Origin of the sequence: Clostridioides sp. GD02377 (genome assembly GCF_045899875.1) — a bacterium.
In the GTDB taxonomy this organism is placed as follows: domain Bacteria; phylum Bacillota; class Clostridia; order Peptostreptococcales; family Peptostreptococcaceae; genus Clostridioides; species Clostridioides difficile_A.
This window is the reverse complement of record NZ_JBJODA010000005.1, coordinates 72018-91334: the sequence shown is the minus strand read 5'-3', so window position 1 is coordinate 91334 and position 19317 is coordinate 72018. Positions and strand designations below refer to the sequence as shown.

At 27.8% G+C, this 19317-nt stretch carries 15 protein-coding genes; 13 read left to right on the top strand and 2 right to left on the bottom strand.

Annotated features, from left to right (window positions below):
* Positions 1 to 104 precede the first annotated feature (104 nt).
* The 8 genes from Q3304_RS05620 (at position 105) to Q3304_RS05585 (ending at position 10614) form a co-directional block, all read left to right on the top strand.
* Complete coding sequence (locus Q3304_RS05620) at positions 105 to 1352, top strand: GntP family permease (protein ID WP_407814033.1); 1248 nt, start codon at positions 105 to 107, stop codon at positions 1350 to 1352.
* Between the two features lie 82 nt (positions 1353 to 1434).
* Positions 1435 to 3429 (top strand): ATP-binding protein, encoded by a 1995-nt coding sequence (locus Q3304_RS05615; protein ID WP_407814032.1) that lies wholly within the window; start codon positions 1435 to 1437, stop codon positions 3427 to 3429.
* A complete protein-coding gene (locus Q3304_RS05610) occupies positions 3429 to 4751 on the top strand; it encodes a sigma-54-dependent transcriptional regulator (RefSeq protein ID WP_407814031.1) in 1323 nt (440 codons plus the stop codon). The genes Q3304_RS05615 and Q3304_RS05610 overlap by 1 nt, the downstream gene beginning before the upstream one ends.
* Before the next feature lie 281 nt (positions 4752 to 5032).
* A complete protein-coding gene (gene grdG, locus Q3304_RS05605; protein WP_407814030.1) occupies positions 5033 to 6319 on the top strand; it encodes a sarcosine reductase complex component B subunit alpha in 1287 nt (428 codons plus the stop codon).
* A gap of 84 nt (positions 6320 to 6403) precedes the next feature.
* Complete coding sequence (grdF, locus tag Q3304_RS05600; protein ID WP_407814029.1) at positions 6404 to 7711, top strand: sarcosine reductase complex component B subunit beta; 1308 nt, start codon at positions 6404 to 6406, stop codon at positions 7709 to 7711.
* Between the two features lie 301 nt (positions 7712 to 8012).
* The gene (locus Q3304_RS05595) at positions 8013 to 8729 is read left to right on the top strand and encodes a LytTR family DNA-binding domain-containing protein (protein WP_223195665.1); all 717 of its coding nucleotides are present in this window, start codon (positions 8013 to 8015) and stop codon (positions 8727 to 8729) included.
* A 1-nt stretch (position 8730) separates the two neighbouring features.
* Complete coding sequence (locus Q3304_RS05590) at positions 8731 to 10089, top strand: sensor histidine kinase (RefSeq protein ID WP_407814028.1); 1359 nt, start codon at positions 8731 to 8733, stop codon at positions 10087 to 10089.
* 90 nt (positions 10090 to 10179) lie between these two features.
* On the top strand, positions 10180 to 10614 hold the full coding sequence (locus tag Q3304_RS05585) for a hypothetical protein (protein ID WP_407814027.1): 435 nt from the start codon (positions 10180 to 10182) through the stop codon (positions 10612 to 10614).
* A gap of 219 nt (positions 10615 to 10833) precedes the next feature.
* Here Q3304_RS05585 and Q3304_RS05580 read toward each other — a convergent pair whose 3' ends face one another.
* Together Q3304_RS05580 and Q3304_RS05575 are read right to left on the bottom strand one after the other, a co-directional pair.
* Entirely contained in the window at positions 10834 to 11058 is a 225-nt protein-coding gene (locus Q3304_RS05580; RefSeq protein WP_021384566.1) for a ferrous iron transport protein A, read from the bottom strand.
* Positions 11059 to 11155: 97 nt separating this feature from the next.
* The gene (locus tag Q3304_RS05575) at positions 11156 to 12376 is read right to left on the bottom strand and encodes a sodium/glutamate symporter (RefSeq protein WP_407814026.1); all 1221 of its coding nucleotides are present in this window, start codon (positions 12374 to 12376) and stop codon (positions 11156 to 11158) included.
* Between the two features lie 250 nt (positions 12377 to 12626).
* Between Q3304_RS05575 and add the strand changes: the two genes are divergently transcribed.
* The 5 genes from add to Q3304_RS05550 all read left to right on the top strand — a co-directional run bounded on the left by add (position 12627) and on the right by Q3304_RS05550 (position 19136).
* The gene (gene add / locus Q3304_RS05570; RefSeq protein ID WP_407814025.1) at positions 12627 to 13616 is read left to right on the top strand and encodes an adenosine deaminase; all 990 of its coding nucleotides are present in this window, start codon (positions 12627 to 12629) and stop codon (positions 13614 to 13616) included.
* 71 nt (positions 13617 to 13687) lie between these two features.
* Entirely contained in the window at positions 13688 to 14428 is a 741-nt protein-coding gene (locus Q3304_RS05565) for an EcsC family protein (RefSeq protein WP_407814024.1), read from the top strand.
* Positions 14429 to 14624: 196 nt separating this feature from the next.
* Entirely contained in the window at positions 14625 to 15776 is a 1152-nt protein-coding gene (locus Q3304_RS05560; protein ID WP_054270229.1) for a double-cubane-cluster-containing anaerobic reductase, read from the top strand.
* 24 nt (positions 15777 to 15800) lie between these two features.
* Entirely contained in the window at positions 15801 to 16556 is a 756-nt protein-coding gene (locus Q3304_RS05555) for an acyl-CoA dehydratase activase (protein ID WP_054270230.1), read from the top strand.
* A 192-nt stretch (positions 16557 to 16748) separates the two neighbouring features.
* A complete protein-coding gene (locus Q3304_RS05550) occupies positions 16749 to 19136 on the top strand; it encodes a cell wall-binding cysteine protease Cwp13 (protein WP_407814023.1) in 2388 nt (795 codons plus the stop codon).
* The last annotated feature ends 181 nt before the right edge of the window (positions 19137 to 19317 follow it).

Here is a 19317-nt window from a genome sequence, read left to right as displayed (position 1 = left end):
ATAAATTAAAATATAATTGACAAGTGAATACAGAATACTTAAAATATATTTAAATAAAATTAAATTAAGTAAAAAATAATTAACCTATGATAGGAGGGAGTATTATGCAAATAACAACTTTTGGAGCTATATTTGGCTTATTAGTAGCAATTATTTTAATTATAAAAAAATTTCAAGCTGTTTATAGTTTAATGTTAGGAGCATTTATTGGAGGAATAGTTGGAGGAGCAAATATAACACAAACTGTAGATTTTATGGCAACTGGGGCTATGAACATTTCACCATCAATTCTTAGAGCTTTAGCATCAGGAGTATTAGCAGGAAGTTTAATAAAAACAGGGGCAGTAGATAAAATATCAGAACAGATTGTAAAAATATTAGGAGAAAGGAGAGCTTTGCTTTCAATTGCCGCTTCAACTATGGTACTTTCTGGAGTAGGAGTAAATTTGGATGTATCTATAATAACAGTGGCACCTATAGGATTATACATAGGAAGAAAATTAAATTATTCCAAACTATCAATACTTTTAGCAATGTTAGGAGGAGGGAAAGCAGGTAATATCATATCGCCAAATCCGAATACTATAGCAGTGGCAGGTAACTTTTCTGTTAACCTATCTAGTGTTATGATTGCTAATATAATTCCAGCAATTGTTGGAATTGTGATTACAATTATTTTAGCAAGTATGCTAACAAACAAGGGGAATAAAGTAGAATCATACGAAATCTTAGAGCAAAGAGAAAATTTACCAAGCTTATTTAAATCATTATGTGGTCCAGTTGTAGCAATATTCTTATTGTTCCTGGGGAATATATCTCCAATAGTCATAGACCCTATGATAGCTCTTCCAATAGGGGGAATAGTAACCTTAATTGCCACAGGAAATATGAACAATTCAAGAGAGTATTTAGCCTTTGGATTATCTAAAATGCAAGGTGTTTGTATATTATTACTTGGAACAGGAACTATTGCAGGAATTATACAGGTTTCTGAATTGCAACAGAGCACAATAAGTATCCTGCAATTTTTAAATATGCCACAATTTTTATTAGCACCAATTTCAGGTATACTTATGTCATTAGCAACAGCTTCATCAACAGCTGGAGCTACTATAGCATCATCAACTTTTTCTGATGCTATAATAAATGGAGGTCTGTCACCAATTTCAGGAGCATCAATTGTAAATGCAGGCTCTAGTGTGTTTGAGCAATTACCACATGGCTCATTATTCCATACTAGTGCAGGCAGTATAAATATGGATATAGGAGAAAGGTTTAAATTAATTCCATATGAAGCATTAATAGGAATAGTGATGACTATAGTTTCAACATCTATCCAATTAATTTTATAATAAATACAAATATTTAATGAAAAAGTAGGATTTTGTTATTAAATATTGAATTTAATAATAAAAAGAAGATTGGAGTTTTAAAGTGAATAAAAAAAAGATAGTTATTATGGGCATTATTTATTCTTTTTTAGTGGTATTTTCACTTACAAATATGTATGTAAATACGGAATATAATCTCAATATATTTGAATATATTAAAAAATCACTACCATTTACAAAAGAAGAAAAAGAATGGTTGGAGGAACATGATAATTTGGTGTATAGTTCTGACCAAAGTTCTCCTCCTTTGAGGTATGAAGGTAAAGAAGATGGGCAGTATAAAGGAATCATTGTCGACTTAATGAATTCTTTGTCAATTCAAATTGGTAAAGACTTTTATTTTAAACCAAATACTTGGTGGAAAGAATCTTTCATAAATTCGGTAGATAATAGTATAAAATTCTTCGATTTAATTCCATCAGAAGAAAGAGCAAAAAAATTTATATTTACAGACCCAATATATACTTTAAGTGCAAATATACTAAAAAATGAGAAATCTCAAGACATAAGTAGTTATATGGATTTAAAGGGAAAGACAATTGCGATACCAGAAGGTGACTATTCTATAAACTTTTTAGAACAAAAAGTTAAAAACATAAATATAGTATTAACTCCAGATATAAAGACTGGGGTTAATCATTTAATATCAGGGAGAGTAGATGCAGTTGTAGGTGATGAACCAGTATTACAATATTATATAAGTAATTATGGACTTTCAGATAAATATGATGTTTTAACTAATCCTATTTATACTAAAAAAGCTGTTCTTGCTGTACCTAAACAATATGAAGAATTGGTCAGTATTCTAAATAAAGGGATTTTCAAACTTCAAAAAAATGGAGTATATAAAGACTTAAAGAAAAAGTGGTATTTTGCATATAATGATGTTGATGATATATTGTATGAAAGAGGAATTGTGCCAAGTATTTATCTTTTTATAGGTATAATTTTAATATCAATTTATATTTTTTATAGCTATACATATTTGTTAAAGATAGAAATAAAAAGAAAAACAAAAGAAGTACTAGAAAATAAAAAGACTTTAGAAGCTACATTTAATAGTATTACAGATATAATAATGCTTATAGATGAAAATTACAAAATAGTAGAATCAAACAAAGTTCTATCTGATTTTGTGAATGAAATAAGTTACAAAAGAGAAGATTTAATTAACCTTATGAAGAGAATTATTGAAAAAACATTTTCTGAAAGCACCCATAAAACAAATGAAATTGAATTACATAATAAGATTTTAAAGATAAGTACTTTTCCTGTAGAATATAAAAAAAATAATATTGAGTATATAGTGGTTCTAATTAAGGATATAACGAAGGATAAGATAGTAGAGGCAAAGTTACTTAGGGAGAACAAGATGATATCTATAGGTCAGCTAGCTTCTGGTGTAGCACATGAGATAAGAAATCCTCTAGGGATAATAAGAAACAATTGTTATCTTTTAAAAGATGATGTTACAATGGAAGAAGTAAATGACTGTGTAAAATCTATAGAAAGTAATGTAGATAGAGCAAGCAACATAATAACAAACCTGTTAAATTTCGCAAGAATATCGGATGATAATTTAGAAAATATAAATATAAGAAATTTTATTGAAAACATAGTGAAGCTTCAATATAAAATCTTGCAGTTAAAGAATGTTGAAATAAAAATAGAGTGTAATAAGAATTTAGTATGTTATATAAATGGAGAATCACTAAAACATGTATTTATAAATTTAATTTCTAATTCGGTAGATGCAATACATGAAGGTGGGCAAATTATTATAGACTGTTATGTAGAAAACAATTATTTGTTTATAGATTTTAAAGATAATGGTGAAGGAATAAAAGAAAATGCTTTGAAGGATATATTTAATCCTTTCTATACGACAAAACCAATAGGTGAAGGGACTGGTTTAGGCTTATACATTACTTATAATGAAATTAAAAAGAATAATGGAGATATAAGTGTAAAAAGTAAATTAGGTATTGGAACTTGTTTTCATATAAAGATTCCACTAAATAAAGAGGTGACTATATAATGAAAATACTAGTAGTTGATGATGAGCTAGAGTATGGAACGGTAATGAAAAAAATTCTACAAAAGAATGGTTATATTGTAGATATAGCACTAAATGGGGAAGAAGCTATAAGTATCATTAAAAAAGATAAGAATTATGACTTGGTTTTATCTGATGTTATGATGAAAAATATGGATGGGGTACAGCTATTAGACAGAATTAAATCTATTAATAAGAGTATAGAAGTTATATTAGTTACAGGATATGGAAGTATTGAAAATGCAGTTGATGCTATGAAAAGAGGTGCGCTATCTTATTTTATAAAGAGCAATCCTATTGAAAATTTATTAGAAGAAATTGAAAAGGTAAAAGCAGTGAAAGCATCAATTTCTACACAAAAGAATAATTTAGAGTTTACTTTAGAATCTAAAAATAGGAATTTCAATGATGTCATAAAAATTGCAGAAAAAGCTGCTTGTAAAGATGTTAATATATTAATTTTGGGAGAATCTGGTGTGGGGAAGGATATACTAGCCAGGTACATACATAGTATAAGTCCAAGAAGGAACGAGATATTTGTACCTGTAAATTGTTGTGCTTTTTCAGAAAATTTATTGGAGTCTGAGTTGTTTGGTCATGAAAAAGGTTCTTTTACAGGAGCCGTGGATAGTAGAAAAGGTAGGTTTGAGCTTTCAAATAAAGGAACTTTATTTTTAGATGAAATAGGAGATATACCTTTAAATGTTCAAGTAAAATTACTGAGAACACTTGAAGATAAATCTATAGAGAGAATAGGAAGTAATAAATCAATTAAAGTTGATTTTAGGTTAGTTTGTGCAATGAATAAGGAACCAAAAGTAGAAATATCAAACGGAAATATAAGAGAAGATTTTTTTTATAGAATAAGTACAATCACAATAACTATACCACCATTAAGAAGTAGAAGAGAAGATTTAAATACACTTATAGAATTTTTCTTAAATAAGTATCAAAATGAACATGATAAAAAGGTATATTCAATTGATAAGGAAGTAATGGATTTTTTATTAAATTACAATTATCCTGGAAATATAAGAGAATTAAAAAATATAATAAATAGGCTTGTAGTCTTAAGTGAAGAAGGTAATTTATCAAAAGATAATTTAAATTTAATATCAAATAATGTGTATATAGATGAAAAAATAAGTATTAGACCTCTAAGAGAAATAAGAAAAGAATTTGAATGTGAGTATATTGAAAAGGTTTTATCTTTATGTGGAAATAATGTGTCAAACACAGCTAAAAAATTAGAAATTAGTAGAAGGCAATTAACTAATAAAATATCAGAATATAATATTAAGTGAGAAAAAAACTTCTCATTAAATGAGAAAAAAACTTCTCAAACTCTATTAGAAGATAAGTAGAAAAAACATACTTATCTTTTTTTATTATAATTTTAAAATTTAAGATTTACAATAATTATTGTTAAATTCAATACTTATAAAACTTAGAAATGAAAATCTCTATAACATTAATAAATATAATACACATCTTAAATAATTGGCATAGAAAATGCTTTATATATGAATAAACGTAATAATAAATACTTTTAATTGCGATTAAATATATTAAGGGGGATTTTCATATGAAGCTAGAGCTAGGGAATATATTTATAAAAAATGTTGAATTTGGAGAAAAGACGGAAGTAAAAAATGGAGTATTATATGTGAATAGTAAAGAAATAGAAAAAATAGCCTTGGAAGATGAAAGAATTGTAAATGTAAATGTTGAACTTGCAAGACCTGGTGAGTCAGTAAGAATAGCTCCAGTTAAAGATGTAATAGAACCTAGAGTTAAAATTGGAGATGACAGTAAAATATTTCCTGGAATTATAAACAAAGTAAAGACTGTAGGAAGTGGAAGAACACATGTACTTTTAGGAGCTTGTGTTGTAACTTGTGGAAATATAGTTGGATTTCAAGAAGGTGTAATTGATATGAGTGGCCCTACTGCTAAATATACACCTTTTTCAAAAACAAATAATATATGTATTGTTATAAAAGCAAAAGATGGTATAGGTACTCATGACTATGAGGAAGCAGCTAGAATTGTTGGATTGAAAATAGGTGCATATATAGGTGAAGCAGGAAGAGAAGTTGAGCCAGATGAAATAATTGTATATGAGACAAAACCATTATTAAAACAAGTAAAAGAATATCCAGACCTACCAACAGTAGCATATGTTCATATGTTACAATCACAAGGACTTTTACATGATACTTATTATTATGGAGTGGATGCTAAACAAATAATTCCTACTTTTATGTATCCAACTGAAATAATGGATGGAGCTATAATATCTGGAAACTGTGTAGCACCATGTGATAAGGTCACTACATTCCATCATTTAAATAATCCAGTTATACATGACTTATATAAAAGACATGGAAAAGATTTAAACTTTGTAGGTGTTATTTTGACCAATGAAAACGTATTCTTAGTTGATAAAGAGAGAAGTTCTGATATGGTGGCAAAATTAATAGAGTTTTTGGGTGTTGATGGAGTACTAGTTACAGAAGAAGGTTATGGAAATCCAGATACTGACTTAATGATGAATTGTAAAAAGTGTAGTGAAGTTGGAGCAAGTGTAGTTTTGATAACAGATGAATTTCCTGGGAAGGATGGAAAGAGTCAATCTATAGCAGATGCTACTAAAGAAGCAGATGCAGTTGTTTCTTGTGGTCAAGGGAACTTAGTGGTTCATTTTCCAGCAATGGAGAAAATTATAGGAACTTTGGAATATGTTGAAATGATGATTGGTGGGTATAAAGGGTGTTTAAATGATGATGGAAGTATGGATGCAGAACTACAAATAATAATAGCTTCAACTATAGCAAATGGTTATAATCATCTGACAGCAAGATATTATTAAATAAATGGTTGAATATAGAGTTTTGTTAGAGTAATAATTGGTCTAATTAATGTATAACTATAAAGTGTTTTGGAGGGTTAAGATATGAGTAAAATCAGAGTGGTTCATTATATAAATAATTTCTTTGCTGGTATAGGAGGAGAAGAAAAAGCAGACATTCCACCAGAGAAAAGAGAGGGAGCAGTAGGACCTGGAATGGCATTTCAAAGTCAATTTAATGATGATGCAGAAATAATTTCAACTGTAATTTGTGGAGATACGTATTTTGGAGAGAATATTGAAAGTGCAACTCAAGAACTTTTAAAAATGATAAAAGACGAAAAACCTGATTTATTTGTTGCAGGGCCTGCGTTTAATGCAGGTAGATATGGAGTAGCTTGTGGAGCTATTTGTAAAGCAGTTGAAGATGAGCTAAATATTCCTGCAATTACAGGAATGTATAAAGAAAATCCTGGAGTAGACATGTTTAAGTTAGATTTACACATAATATCTACTGGAAATTCAGCAGCTAGTCTTAGAAAAGTAGTTCCAATAATGACAAAGCTAGGTCTTAAACTGGTTAGAGGAGAAGAAATAGGTCCTCCTGAAGAAGAAGGATATATAATGAGAGGAATAAGAAAAAATTTCTTTCATGAACTTAGAGGTTCTGAAAGAGCAATTGATATGTTGGTTAAAAAGATGCAGGGAGAAAACTTTGAAACTGAGTATCCAATGCCTGAGTTTGATAGGGTTACACCTATGAAGCCTATTAAGGATTTATCTAAAATAAAACTTGCACTAGTAACTTCTGGAGGGATAGTTCCGATTGATAATCCAGATAAAATTGAGTCTTCAAGTGCTACTAAGTATGGAATTTATGATTTAACAGATATGGATTCTATGTCAAATAAAGATTTTACAACTATACATGGAGGTTATGATAGAGCATATGTACTTGAAAATCCAAATTTAGTTGTTCCACTAGATGTAGTTAGGGAACTTGAAAAAGAAGGTATAATTGGAGAATTGGCAAATTATTTTGTTACTACTACAGGAACAGGAACAAGTGTTGGAAATTCCAAAAGGTTTGGGGAAGAGTTTTCAAAGAAACTTTTAGAAGATAATGTGGATGCTGTAATTTTAACATCTACATGAGGTACTTGTACTCGTTGTGGAGCAACGATGGTAAAAGAGATAGAAAGAGCTGGTATAGCAGTTGTTCATATTTGTACTGTAGTACCAATATCACTTACAATAGGAGCTAATAGGATTGTTCCAGCAGTGGGAATACCATACCCACTTGGAAATCCTAATCTAGGAGAAGAAGAAAGTAAAAAGATTAGAAAGAAGATAGTTTTAAAAGCTTTAAATGCCTTAAAAGAGGATATAGAAACTCAAACCGTATTTGAATAATAAAAATAATATAACACTTTAATTAAAATTGATATCATAAAATAGTTTTTTTAAATTATTTTATGATATCTTTTTTTATTATGCAAATTTAAATATAGTAAGAATTATTTATATATGTATAAATTAGGCTTATAAAATGATAAATTAATTTGACTTAATCTTGATACATAAATTTAAATTAGATATACTATGAAAAGTGAGGTTGTTACATTTTGGAACATATATTCAACATGTTAGAACAGTTTAATTGAATAGAAAAAATTAACTTTATATAATAATTAGAATAATAACAAGAAAGAAGGTGTATATATTGATTTCAATTGCCATTTGTGATGATGAATCATACATGTTAAATCATATAAAAGAAAATGTACAATTATATATGAAGCAAAATAATCTACTGTGTAATATAGAACTTTTTGATAAAGCAGAAGATTTACTATACAATCACGAAAAGTTTAGCATTATCTTTTTAGATATACAAATGAAAGAGATTAATGGAATGCAGACAGCTAGAAAATTAAGAGCATATGGTAATGATTGCTTTATAGTTTTTGTTACAGTTTTAAATGAATTTGTATATGATGCTTTTGAAGTAGATGCTATAAATTATCTGATAAAACCATTATCTAATGAGAAACTATATAAAACCTTGGATAGGATAGTTATAAAACTTGAGAATAATGAAAATAATTATATCACAATACAAAGAGGTTATTCATATTGGCGATTGAAAATTGTAGATATTTTATATTGTGAAGTCATAAAAAGAAAGATTTACGTTCACTTAAAAAAAGAGACTATAGATTATTATGGAACCATTGATAATTTAGAGAGAAGTTTGCCAACAAACTTTTTTAGATGTCACCGTAGCTATATAATCAATTTGCAATCTGTATATGGGTATGAAAATGGTAATGCAGTTATGGAAAATGGAGACAAGATACCAGTTTCTAGACTACGCCAACAAATATTTTCAGAAGCTATGCTTGAATTTATGAAAAATAGGAGGAGATAGTATGATTAATTTATTTTCTTCTGATTTATTTTTAAAGTATAGTTTTTTATTTTCTTTTATCATATATAGACTTTTGATGGTAATATTGCAATACTATTTTCTAATTAGTTTTACAAATACTAATTCAAAACATTGGAGTTTTATTTTGTATTCGCTAGTTTCATTTCTGTTAATCATCATAGGTACATATTTTAATTTAAATAATTTATTTTCTTCACAGATTCTATTTCTTCTTATGACTTTTTTATTTGTGAATTACATCATAAAAAAATCTACAGTTTTATCTATAGTATCATCTCTATTAGTATATATAATTGAACAGTTAGTATATGGATTTACAGCTCCATTAAATTATCTTATATTTCTTAGTAATGCAAATACAAATATTTATAAATTTTATATAAATGTTGGGATATCATCTTCAATTACTATTATAATAGCTGGATTTATATATTGCTATAGTGCTAAAAAATTTAATATTGAAGTTGTAAAATTTGATAAGTATTTAGCAATTTTAATAACTCCATTGTTATTTATAATATTATTTATGAGAGCATTTAAAAGTAGTTCATATATAAATATAGATACAAAACTTCAGACTGCAAAATTGTTGTTAAATACATCTTTGACTGAAGCAATACAAGCTTTTCTTTTTTCTATAATTGGAACTATATGTGTATTTTTTTCTCTATTTACATTTAAGAAACTTATGCAATCTTTAGAAGCAGATAAAGAGAAGGAAATTATGAATCAACTAATTTATGCTCAAAAAAGCTATATTGAAGAAGCTAAGTCACGGTTATCACAAACTATATCATTTAGACATGATTTTAAGAATCATTTAGCTATTGTCAATGGATTATTGAAAAAAGGACAAATTTCAAAAGCACAAGATTATTTAAATAAACTTGAAAAAGTGACAAGTGACCTGTCTTTTTCTTGCAATACACAAAATGTTATCATTGATGCTCTTTTTAATAATAAATTGAGTGTAGCAAAACAATTAGGAATACAGGTGGATTGTGAAGTAATCATACCACAAGACACTAATATGAAGGATTTTGATCTATGTATAGTATTTGCAAATGCTATTGATAATGCAATTAAAGCCTGTAGGCTTGTAGATAAACAAAATAGGTATTTAAAGCTTTCTAGCAAGCTAGAAGGTGGATTTTTTTTGATAGAAATAAAGAATAGTTATAACCCAATAAATAATTATACAAGTGGCTCAGGTATAGGAATTTCAAATATAAAAGAAATTGCAAAGAAATATCAAGGAGCTATAAGTATAGATAATACATCGGATTATTTTCAAATAAGTATAATGTTAGTTATTTCATTACAACATATTGGTATTTGAGAACAATTCAGTTGAAAATAAACTTTGTAAGCAATACTATGTATTTAAATAAAAAAGTTTAACATATAGAGAAAATAGGAGGTTGCTAAAATGAAAATAGGAAATATAAGTGGTCAAGCACCAATTACAAATAGTTCAGATAATTGTCAGACTGAGATACAAAGTTTAGAACAAAAGAAAAAAGTATTGCAAGATGAAATAGAGAAAGTAAAAAGTAATAAGAGTATTGACAGTGAAACAGCCAAGTTAAAAATAGAAAGTTTAAAAAAAGAAATAGAAGAGATTGAAAATAAAATTCAAGAGCTAAAAGGAAATAAAGCACAAGAAGCAAATGGAGAACAAAATAATATTTCAGAAGTAAACAAGGACCTATTAGAGAAAGGGAAAGAACCTTTTACTAATGAAAATATAAAAACATTGTATGATGTTTTTGAGAGAAGTGATGAAGGAGAGCAATGGGATAATACATATAGTCTTGTTCAAGATGATAAAGATTTAAAAGTGAAATTTAATAGACCAATATAGTTTATTTATAAAAATAGTTTTTATTTTGTACTATTAAGGAATAGTATCCATAGATATATTTATTTGCAATTAACATACCTATGGATATTTATATGTGGTTTTATAAGAGTATTATTTATGAGTCTGTATTAATGATTTTTATACTGATGTAGTATCAATTTAAGGTTATCTATACACATAAAAAAAGAGATTTTAAAATCTCTTTTTTATTCTTATATATTAATTATTTTTTAAATTTATATTCTTTGCATCGGATTTTCTAATAGCCAAATCAAATCCTCTAAATCTAATCACTATAGGGTCATTAAGAGGAGCTATCTTTTTAACTTCAACCTCAGTGCCATCTATTAATCCTAAAGCTAGAAGTCTTTTCATAAGTTTTTCATTCCCAGCTATATTGTCTATAACTCCCTTTTGTCCAAGTTTTAAATTGTAAACAGTCATTATTAACACCTCCTAATGAAAATCATTATCAAATTCTATATTTATAATATATAACAAAAATAGCAAATTGTCAATATATAACAAAAAAATAAACATACTAACTTAGTATGTTTATGAAAAATAATATACAAGGGATACTGATAACATCTAGCAAAAATCCACTTACTAGTGGAACTACCAAAAATGCTTTTGGAGAATCACCATATTTTTGTGTCAAAGAGCTCATATTTGCTAAGGCATTTGGAGTAGCCCCTATTCCATGTCCAATTAAACCACTTATTATGATGGCAGAATCAAAGTCTTTTCCAAGAATTCTAAAGCAGATAAATACTGAAAATAGGATTATAAAAATCACTTGGAAAGTTACTATTAGAAGAATAGGAGGTAATAATGTAGATAATTCAAATAAATCTATATTCATAAGTGATAAAGTCAAAAAAATTCCTAATGAAAGTTCTTTTAGAAAATTAATAAGTTTAAAATTTAATTTCAGTATATTTATTTTATCATTTAAATTTCTAAAAATAACGGCTGAGAACATACAAGTTACGACAGAAGGTAAAAGAATATTAAACATTATATAAAATATTCTACTTATGATTTCTCCTGTATTTATGCAAATAAATATGATAAGTACCTGTTCTAAAAATATAGTTGGTGTTATTGTTTGAGAGAAGTCATTATTTCTTATTTTATTTGTCTTTCTATTGTAATTAGAATTTAATAAATCTATATCTGTTGAGGGTTTTAGTTTATATTTGTTTATTAAAAATCTAGCTACAGGACAGCCTAATATACCACCTATAATAAGTCCTATTGTTGCAGCAGATAGGCCAACTCCAACTGCTCCATTTACACCAAGATTTTCTATTGTAAGTCCAAATGCAGCAGAATAACCATGACCGCCTTCCATAGATACATTACCACACATAAGTCCTAAAAGAGGTTCAAGTTTTATAATCTTTGATATTGTAATAGCTAGGATATTTTGACAAAATGCAAGTACTCCACACAAAATCCAATATCTAAATAATACACTACCACCTTTTTTTATAAGGTTTATGCTTATTTCAATTCCTATTGTTGTAAAAAAGAAGGTTATAAAATTTGGCATTAAATTTCCACTTACAGATATATCTGCTAAATTAAAGTATTTAAGAAATAAGTTTAAAAAACAAAATAACAGACCTCCTATTACTGGAGCAGGTATACAGAAATTATTTAAAAAGTTAATTCTATTCTTTAATAAATTACCAATTAAAAAAAATAACATAGATAGTGTTAAGGTTTGTACCATATCAAGAGTTAAGGTAATCAAAATAAGTCCTCCTTTGTAATTTAAAATATTAATTGTATAATTTAAATTCTCATGTACTAGAATTTTATTATCAAATATATATTAATAAATGTATATTAATAAAAATCAGTAGATATAATTAGATAATCATAAATTAAATTAAAATATTTTAAAGAGATATAATTTTTTTAGAATGAAAAACCTTAGTATATTGATATAATAGAAATAAGACTTAAAAATATGTTTAGAATGTTATTAGTAGGAGGATAAAATGTTTAAAAATTTACCTAAGATAGATTTACATTGCCATTTAGATGGAAGTGTTAGAGTAGAAACTATGTTTGACATAGCTATTAAAGAGAAAATAGATTTACCTTCAGATAATATTGATGAAATAAAAAAATTAGCAAAAGTTTCTTTTAATTGTACTTCACTTGATGAATATCTAGAAAAATTTGATTTGCCTTTAAAAGTAATGCAATCTAGGGAAAATTTAAAAAGAATTGCTTTTGAACTTTTGGAAGATGCAAGTAAAGAAAATGTAAAATACATTGAAATTAGATTTGCACCATTACTTCACACCCAAAAAGGTATGAGTATTAAAAGCATAATTGAAAGTATAATAGAAGGTATTAGAGAAGCTGAAAGTATTTATGATATAAAAGGAAATTTGATATTAGGTTGTATGAGAACTATGACTTCAAAAGAGGCATTATTAGTAATTGAAGAAGGAAAATCATTTGTAAATAAAGGTGTTGTTGCAGTAGATTTATGTGGGCCAGAGAAAGAAGGTTTTTGTAAGGAATATGAGGGGGCTTTTAAATTAGCAAGAGAATATGGATATAAAGTTACAGTACATGCAGGAGAAGCAGCAAGTGGAGAAAATGTTGTAGATGCGATAAATATTTTAAAAGCGGATAGAATTGGTCATGGTGTAAAAATTAACAAACATAAAAAGGCCTATAATTTAGTTAAAGATAAAAAAGTATTACTTGAATTATGTCCAACTAGTAATGTACAAACTAAAACGGTAGATTCTTATGAGACACATCCATTTTATAATTTTTATAAAGATAATTTACATGTAAGCATAAATACAGATAACAGGACTATATCGGATATAAGCTTAAATTCAGAACTAAATGTTATATTTAGTACATTTAAATTAGGATTAGAAGATTATAAATTAATGTACAGAAATACAGTAGAAGCTAGTTTTGCAGATGAAAAAACTAAAAAGTATCTAAATAGCTTAATTTAACAGATTAAGCTATTTAAACTTTAAATCCACTTAATGAATCAACAAAAATATATTAGATTAGGAGAAAAAACGTGAAAAGTTATGAAGACATCTTTTATATTAAACTAGCTAAAAAAGAACTTGAAGAATGGAAGAAAAATATATTAAAGAAACCTTCAATATTTGATAAGGCATCAAAAGGTATACAAAATAAAGTTAATGGAGTATTGCCAGATAAATACCATGAAGTAATAACTTCTTCGATAAAGGGAATGACAAAGACTGTGTTGTTTGGGTACAAATACGCTACAAAACCACCAATAAGAAATATGACATTAGAAGAAAGAGAAAAATTAGTTTTAGAAAAAGCTAAAAATTACAAAACTACTGCAATGATTGAAGGAGCAGGAACAGGGGCTGGAGGAATTCTATTAGGCCTTTCTGATTTTCCCCTACTTCTAGGGATTAAAATAAAATTTTTATATGATGTTGCTTCAATATATGGTTATGATGTTAAGGATTATAGAGAAAGAATTTATATATTAAGTATATTACAATTGGCTTTCTCTAGCCAACATCATATAAATGAAACTTTTAAATTGATGAATAACTGGGATGAATATGTGAAGAGTTTACCAGAAGATATTAACGATTTTAATTGGAAGACATTTCAACAAGAATATAGAGATTATTTAGATTTAGCTAAATTTCTGCAACTAATGCCTGGAATAGGAGCATTTGTAGGATTTTATGTGAATGGAAAATTAATTGATAAACTGCATGAAACTGCTGTGTATGCTTATAGATTGAGAATTAGAGAACTTAATTTATAAGTATAACAAGAGATAAAATTGATTATACAATATATCTATATATACTTGGATTTGCATTGATAAAAACGATTATGGATAAAAGGTAAATCATGATAGAATTTAATGTAAAGGCTTGTATTTTGATGGAAAAATTTAGTTCTTACTGTTAAAAATACAAGCTAAACTATGAAGAAAAGTAATTGGGAGGAATATTTTCATGACAAATTTGCCAAAACAATTTGATAGCTTTAATGAAGCTAGACAAAAAGGATTTATAAATGCAAAGGAACTTAAAGAAAGTGGGAAAAAGATGGTTGGAGTTTTCTGTACCTTCACTCCAGTTGAAATTCCAATGGCAGCTGGTGCAACTGTAGTAGGTGTATGTGGAGTTAGTGAAGAGCCAATACCAGATGCAGAAAGAGTACTTCCAAGAAATCTTTGTCCTTTAATAAAATCAAGTTATGGGCATGCAATAACAGATACCTGTCCATATTTCTATTTTTCTGATTTATTAATAGGAGAAACTACTTGTGATGGTAAGAAAAAGATGTATGAAGAACTTGCAAAGGTTAAACCAACTTATGTAATGCATCTTCCAAATACATCAAAAGGTGAATTTGCCTATAAGCTTTGGAAGGATGAAATGATAAGATTAAAAGATGAGGTTGAGAAATCCTTAGGTGTGACTATAACAGAAGATGATATAAGAGCTGCTATAAAAGATAAAAATGAAGAAAGAGAACTTTTAAAAGAGTTTTATGCACTTGGTAAATTGCAACCATCTGCACTTACAGGGCTTGAGCTACATAATGTTTTATATCAAGCAGGCTTCAAATTTGACCGTACGGAACTTAAGCAATCTTTAAGAAAAGTCATAGATGATATGAAAGAAAGATATGAAAAAGGAGAATGTCCAGTTAAAAAAGATAAGCCAAGAATATTAATAACAGGTTCTCCTATTGGTGGAATAAGCGAAAAAATAGTTAAGACTTTAGAAGATGCAGGAGCTTCAGTTGTGGCATATGAACTTTGTGGAGCTATTAGATCAAATGATTTGTTAGTTGATGAAGAAATAGAAGATGTTTATGATGCTTTAACACAAAAGTATATAAACATAGGATGTTCTTGTATGATGAATAATGATAATCGTATTGAATTATTAGATAGAATAATAGATGAATATAATGTTGATGCTGTAATAGATGTAGTTTTACAAGCATGTCATACATTTAATATAGAAAGCTATAGAATAAGAGAATTTGTTACAAAAGAAAAAAACAAGCCATTTATGTCTCTTGAGACTGATTATTCAAAATCAGATACTGAACAATTAAGAACTAGATTTGAAGCGTTTGTAGAGATGTTGTAGGAATACATAAAAGTAGGAGGAATTATGTTTAGTATAGGAGTGGACTCAGGGTCAGTGGCAACAAAAGGTGTATTATTCGATGGTGAAAAAATTATTAAGAAAATAATTATACCAACTGGATGGAGCCCTAAAAGTACATCTAAACAGGTCTATGAGTTGTTAAGTAGTGAAATTGATAAAAAAGATATAAAAAAAGTAGTAGGAACAGGTTATGGAAGAGGAGTAATGGATTTTGCTGATAAGAAAGTGACAGAAATAACTTGTCATACTAGAGGAGTTTATTTTTTAAATAGGAATATAAGGACTATTTTAGATGTAGGTGGTCAAGACAGTAAAGTTATAAACTTAGATAGAGATGGAAATGTATTTAATTTTATAATGAATGATAAGTGTGCTGCAGGAACTGGTAGATTCTTAGAAATTACTTCTAATCTTTTGGGAAGTGATATAGAAAGTATTGATACATTAGCTCAAGGACATAATCCAGTTAATATATCTAGTATGTGTACAGTTTTTGCTGAATCTGAAATTGTAAGTCTTTTAGCTCAAAATATTTCTACTGGAGAGGTAGCAGCAGGGATACTTAAATCTATTGCAAATAAATCTACTTCAATGCTGGCAAGAGGTGAGATAATAGATGAAGTTGCATTTACTGGAGGACTTGCAAAGAGTAAAGAATTAGTAAAAATGATAGAAGAAATACTGGACAGAAAAATTTTTATTGCAGAAGATACTCAAATAATGGGAGCCTTAGGGGCTGCTGTAATAGGGTTTAGATAAAATATATTAAAAATAAAACAAGAGAACTGGATTTATTTGGGATAAATCCAGTTTTTTATTTTATTTTGTTTATTTATAAAGGGAAACTTTGGTATAATTGATTTAAATGATTATATATTTGTAAATAATTTATATTTAGTCATATATAACATTAAAGTTTTTAAAATTAGCTCAAAGTGAGGGGGAGAACGCGTGAAGAAATTTGCTTCAAAAAAAGTAGCAAGATTTGTTGCACTATTTTTAATATCTATTTTAGTAATGTCAACAATTCCTGTATCAGCTGACAGTAGTAGTACATTGAATCAGATAAAAAAAGCAGAATACAGTGAAACTTATAAACAATATCTAAAAGATGCTAAAAATGGACGTACAGAAAAATATAATGGTATTATACCAAATCCATATCAACTGGAAGGTACTCAAATTCAGAGTAAAGGAAGAACCGCACCAGCATCTTATGACCCTAGAAAATTAGGTCTTATGACATCAGTAAAAAATCAAGAAAATCTAGGAATATGCTGGGATTTCGCTGCAATGGCAACTTTAGAGAGTTTCTTGAAATTAAATAACTATGGAGATTATGATTTATCAGAAGAACATCTAAGATGGTGGGCTTCAGAGGGTGAATATGGATGGACTGTAAATGACATGGATGGTGCTTTAAATTATGAAGCTATGGGCTATTTAACATCTTGGTCAGGTCCTAAATTGGAAAAAGACATTCCATACAATGGTAAAGTATCTAAAGCACAAGGAGCTACAAAGCCAACTAATATGAATACAGCTCCAACTGTTTTTAATGTAACAGATGCTGTATGTGTAAGTAATGATATAAATTCTACAAAAAATGCTATATTGCAGTATGGAGCAGTAACATCTGGTTATTATGAAGATATTAAATATCAAAGTGAAAATCAAAATGCATACTATTGTACAACAAAAAGTTTTAATACTAATCATGCTATTTCAATTGTGGGTTGGGATGATAACTATTCTAAAGACAATTTTAATGCAAACATTAAACCATCAAAAAATGGTGCTTGGCTAATAAAAAATAGCTGGGGAGATTATAATTCTGAGAATGGATATTTCTGGATATCTTATGAAGATAAAACACTTATGTCTGATATAGATAACTTTTCAATCAAAGGTGGTCAAAAGCCAAATGATGACGAAAAAATGTATCAACATGACTATGCAAGTATTGTTCCTTTAATTTCAAACAAAATAACAGCTGCAAATGTATTTGATTTTAATAGAGGTGATGAGACTCTAAAATCTGTAATGTTCTTAACTGAGAGTATAGGGGCTAAATATGAAGTATATTATGCTCCAGTAGTAAATGGTATACCTCAAGAGAATAATATGAAAAAGTTAAAAGAAGGTACTGCACAATATTCAGGATACATAACAGTTCCAATTGATTCTTTTGATATACCAGCAGGAAAAGGAGCAATTGTAGTCAGTATAGAGGCAAAAAATGGAGAATCAACTATAGGCTCTGAATCAAATGTACCAGGATACGATACATTTAAAGCAAAAGCTAATTTAGGTGAAAGTTACGTTATAGATAGTACTGGAAAATTCTTTGATATAAATAGAGATAGCAACTTCTATCCATGTAATTTCACTATAAAAGCTGTTACAGAAAAGTCTTCTGGAGAGAGTATACCAAATGAGTCTTTAATTGGTAGTGATAGATATGAAACTGCTATCAAAGTTAGTCAAAATGGTTTTAATTCTTCAGAAAATGTAGTTTTAGTAAATGGAGGTTCAATAGTGGACGCATTAGCAGCAACTCCTTTTACATCTGCTATCAATTCGCCAATACTATTAACACAAAAAGAAACTTTGAATTCAAAGACTAAGGCTGAGATACAAAGATTAGGTGTTAAGAAAGTATACTTAATAGGTGGAGAGAATTCTATAAGTAAAGAAATTGAACAACAATTAAAAAACTTAAACATATCAATAGAGAGAATATCAGGAAGTGATAGATATAAGACAAGTTTACTATTAGCTCAAAAACTAAATAGTATAAAAAGTGTTTCTCAAATAGCAGTTGTTAATGGAGTAAAGGGATTAGCTGATGCAATTAGTGTAGGAGCAGCTGCAGCAGAAAATAATATACCAATTATACTTGCAAATGAAAAAAGCGAATTGCAAGGAGCTGATGACTTTTTAAATTCATTAAATATAGATAAATCTTATATTATTGGAGGAACAGTATCTTTATCAAGTAATTTAGAGAGTAAATTGAAAAATCCAATTAGATTATCTGGTAGTAGTAGAGATGAAACTAATTCCAAGATAATAGATAATTTTTATAAAAAAGATACTTTAAAAAATGCATTTGTAGTTAAAAATGGAATTAAGAGTCAAAATGATTTGATAGATGGCTTGGCAGTTGGTCCTCTAGGGTCTAAAACTGGTTCACCAGTAATTTTAGTTGGAGACAAATTAGCTGATAGCCAAAAAGAAGTTCTTAAAAACAAGACTTTAGAAAAAGTAACTCAAGTTGGTGGTGGAGCAAATCAAAATGCATTTAAAGAGTTAGTAAAATTAAAGAGTGCTAAATAAGATACTTAAATATTAATATGTATTAGTAATTTTTATTAATAAGAGCTGAAAATAATTATTTTAAATTATTGATAAATAAAATAATCAATAATTATAAAATTTTATTTTCAGCTTTTAATTTGCATATTATACATTTAAAAACACAAATAAAAAGGGTTATTTTATACAGAAAATTTTGCAT

What these genes read in the sequence shown, in the direction of transcription:
- Q3304_RS05620 (WP_407814033.1), top strand. Translation starts at nt 105, where the DNA reads ATGCAAATAACAACTTTTGGAGCTATATTTGGCTTATTAGTAGCAATT.
- Q3304_RS05610 (WP_407814031.1), top strand. Translation starts at nt 3,429, where the DNA reads ATGAAAATACTAGTAGTTGATGATGAGCTAGAGTATGGAACGGTAATG.
- grdG (WP_407814030.1), top strand. Translation starts at nt 5,033, where the DNA reads ATGAAGCTAGAGCTAGGGAATATATTTATAAAAAATGTTGAATTTGGA.
- Q3304_RS05590 (WP_407814028.1), top strand. Translation starts at nt 8,731, where the DNA reads ATGATTAATTTATTTTCTTCTGATTTATTTTTAAAGTATAGTTTTTTA.
- Q3304_RS05585 (WP_407814027.1), top strand. Translation starts at nt 10,180, where the DNA reads ATGAAAATAGGAAATATAAGTGGTCAAGCACCAATTACAAATAGTTCA.
- Q3304_RS05580 (WP_021384566.1), bottom strand. Translation starts at nt 11,058, where the DNA reads ATGACTGTTTACAATTTAAAACTTGGACAAAAGGGAGTTATAGACAAT.
- add (WP_407814025.1), top strand. Translation starts at nt 12,627, where the DNA reads ATGTTTAAAAATTTACCTAAGATAGATTTACATTGCCATTTAGATGGA.
- Q3304_RS05560 (WP_054270229.1), top strand. Translation starts at nt 14,625, where the DNA reads ATGACAAATTTGCCAAAACAATTTGATAGCTTTAATGAAGCTAGACAA.
- Q3304_RS05555 (WP_054270230.1), top strand. Translation starts at nt 15,801, where the DNA reads ATGTTTAGTATAGGAGTGGACTCAGGGTCAGTGGCAACAAAAGGTGTA.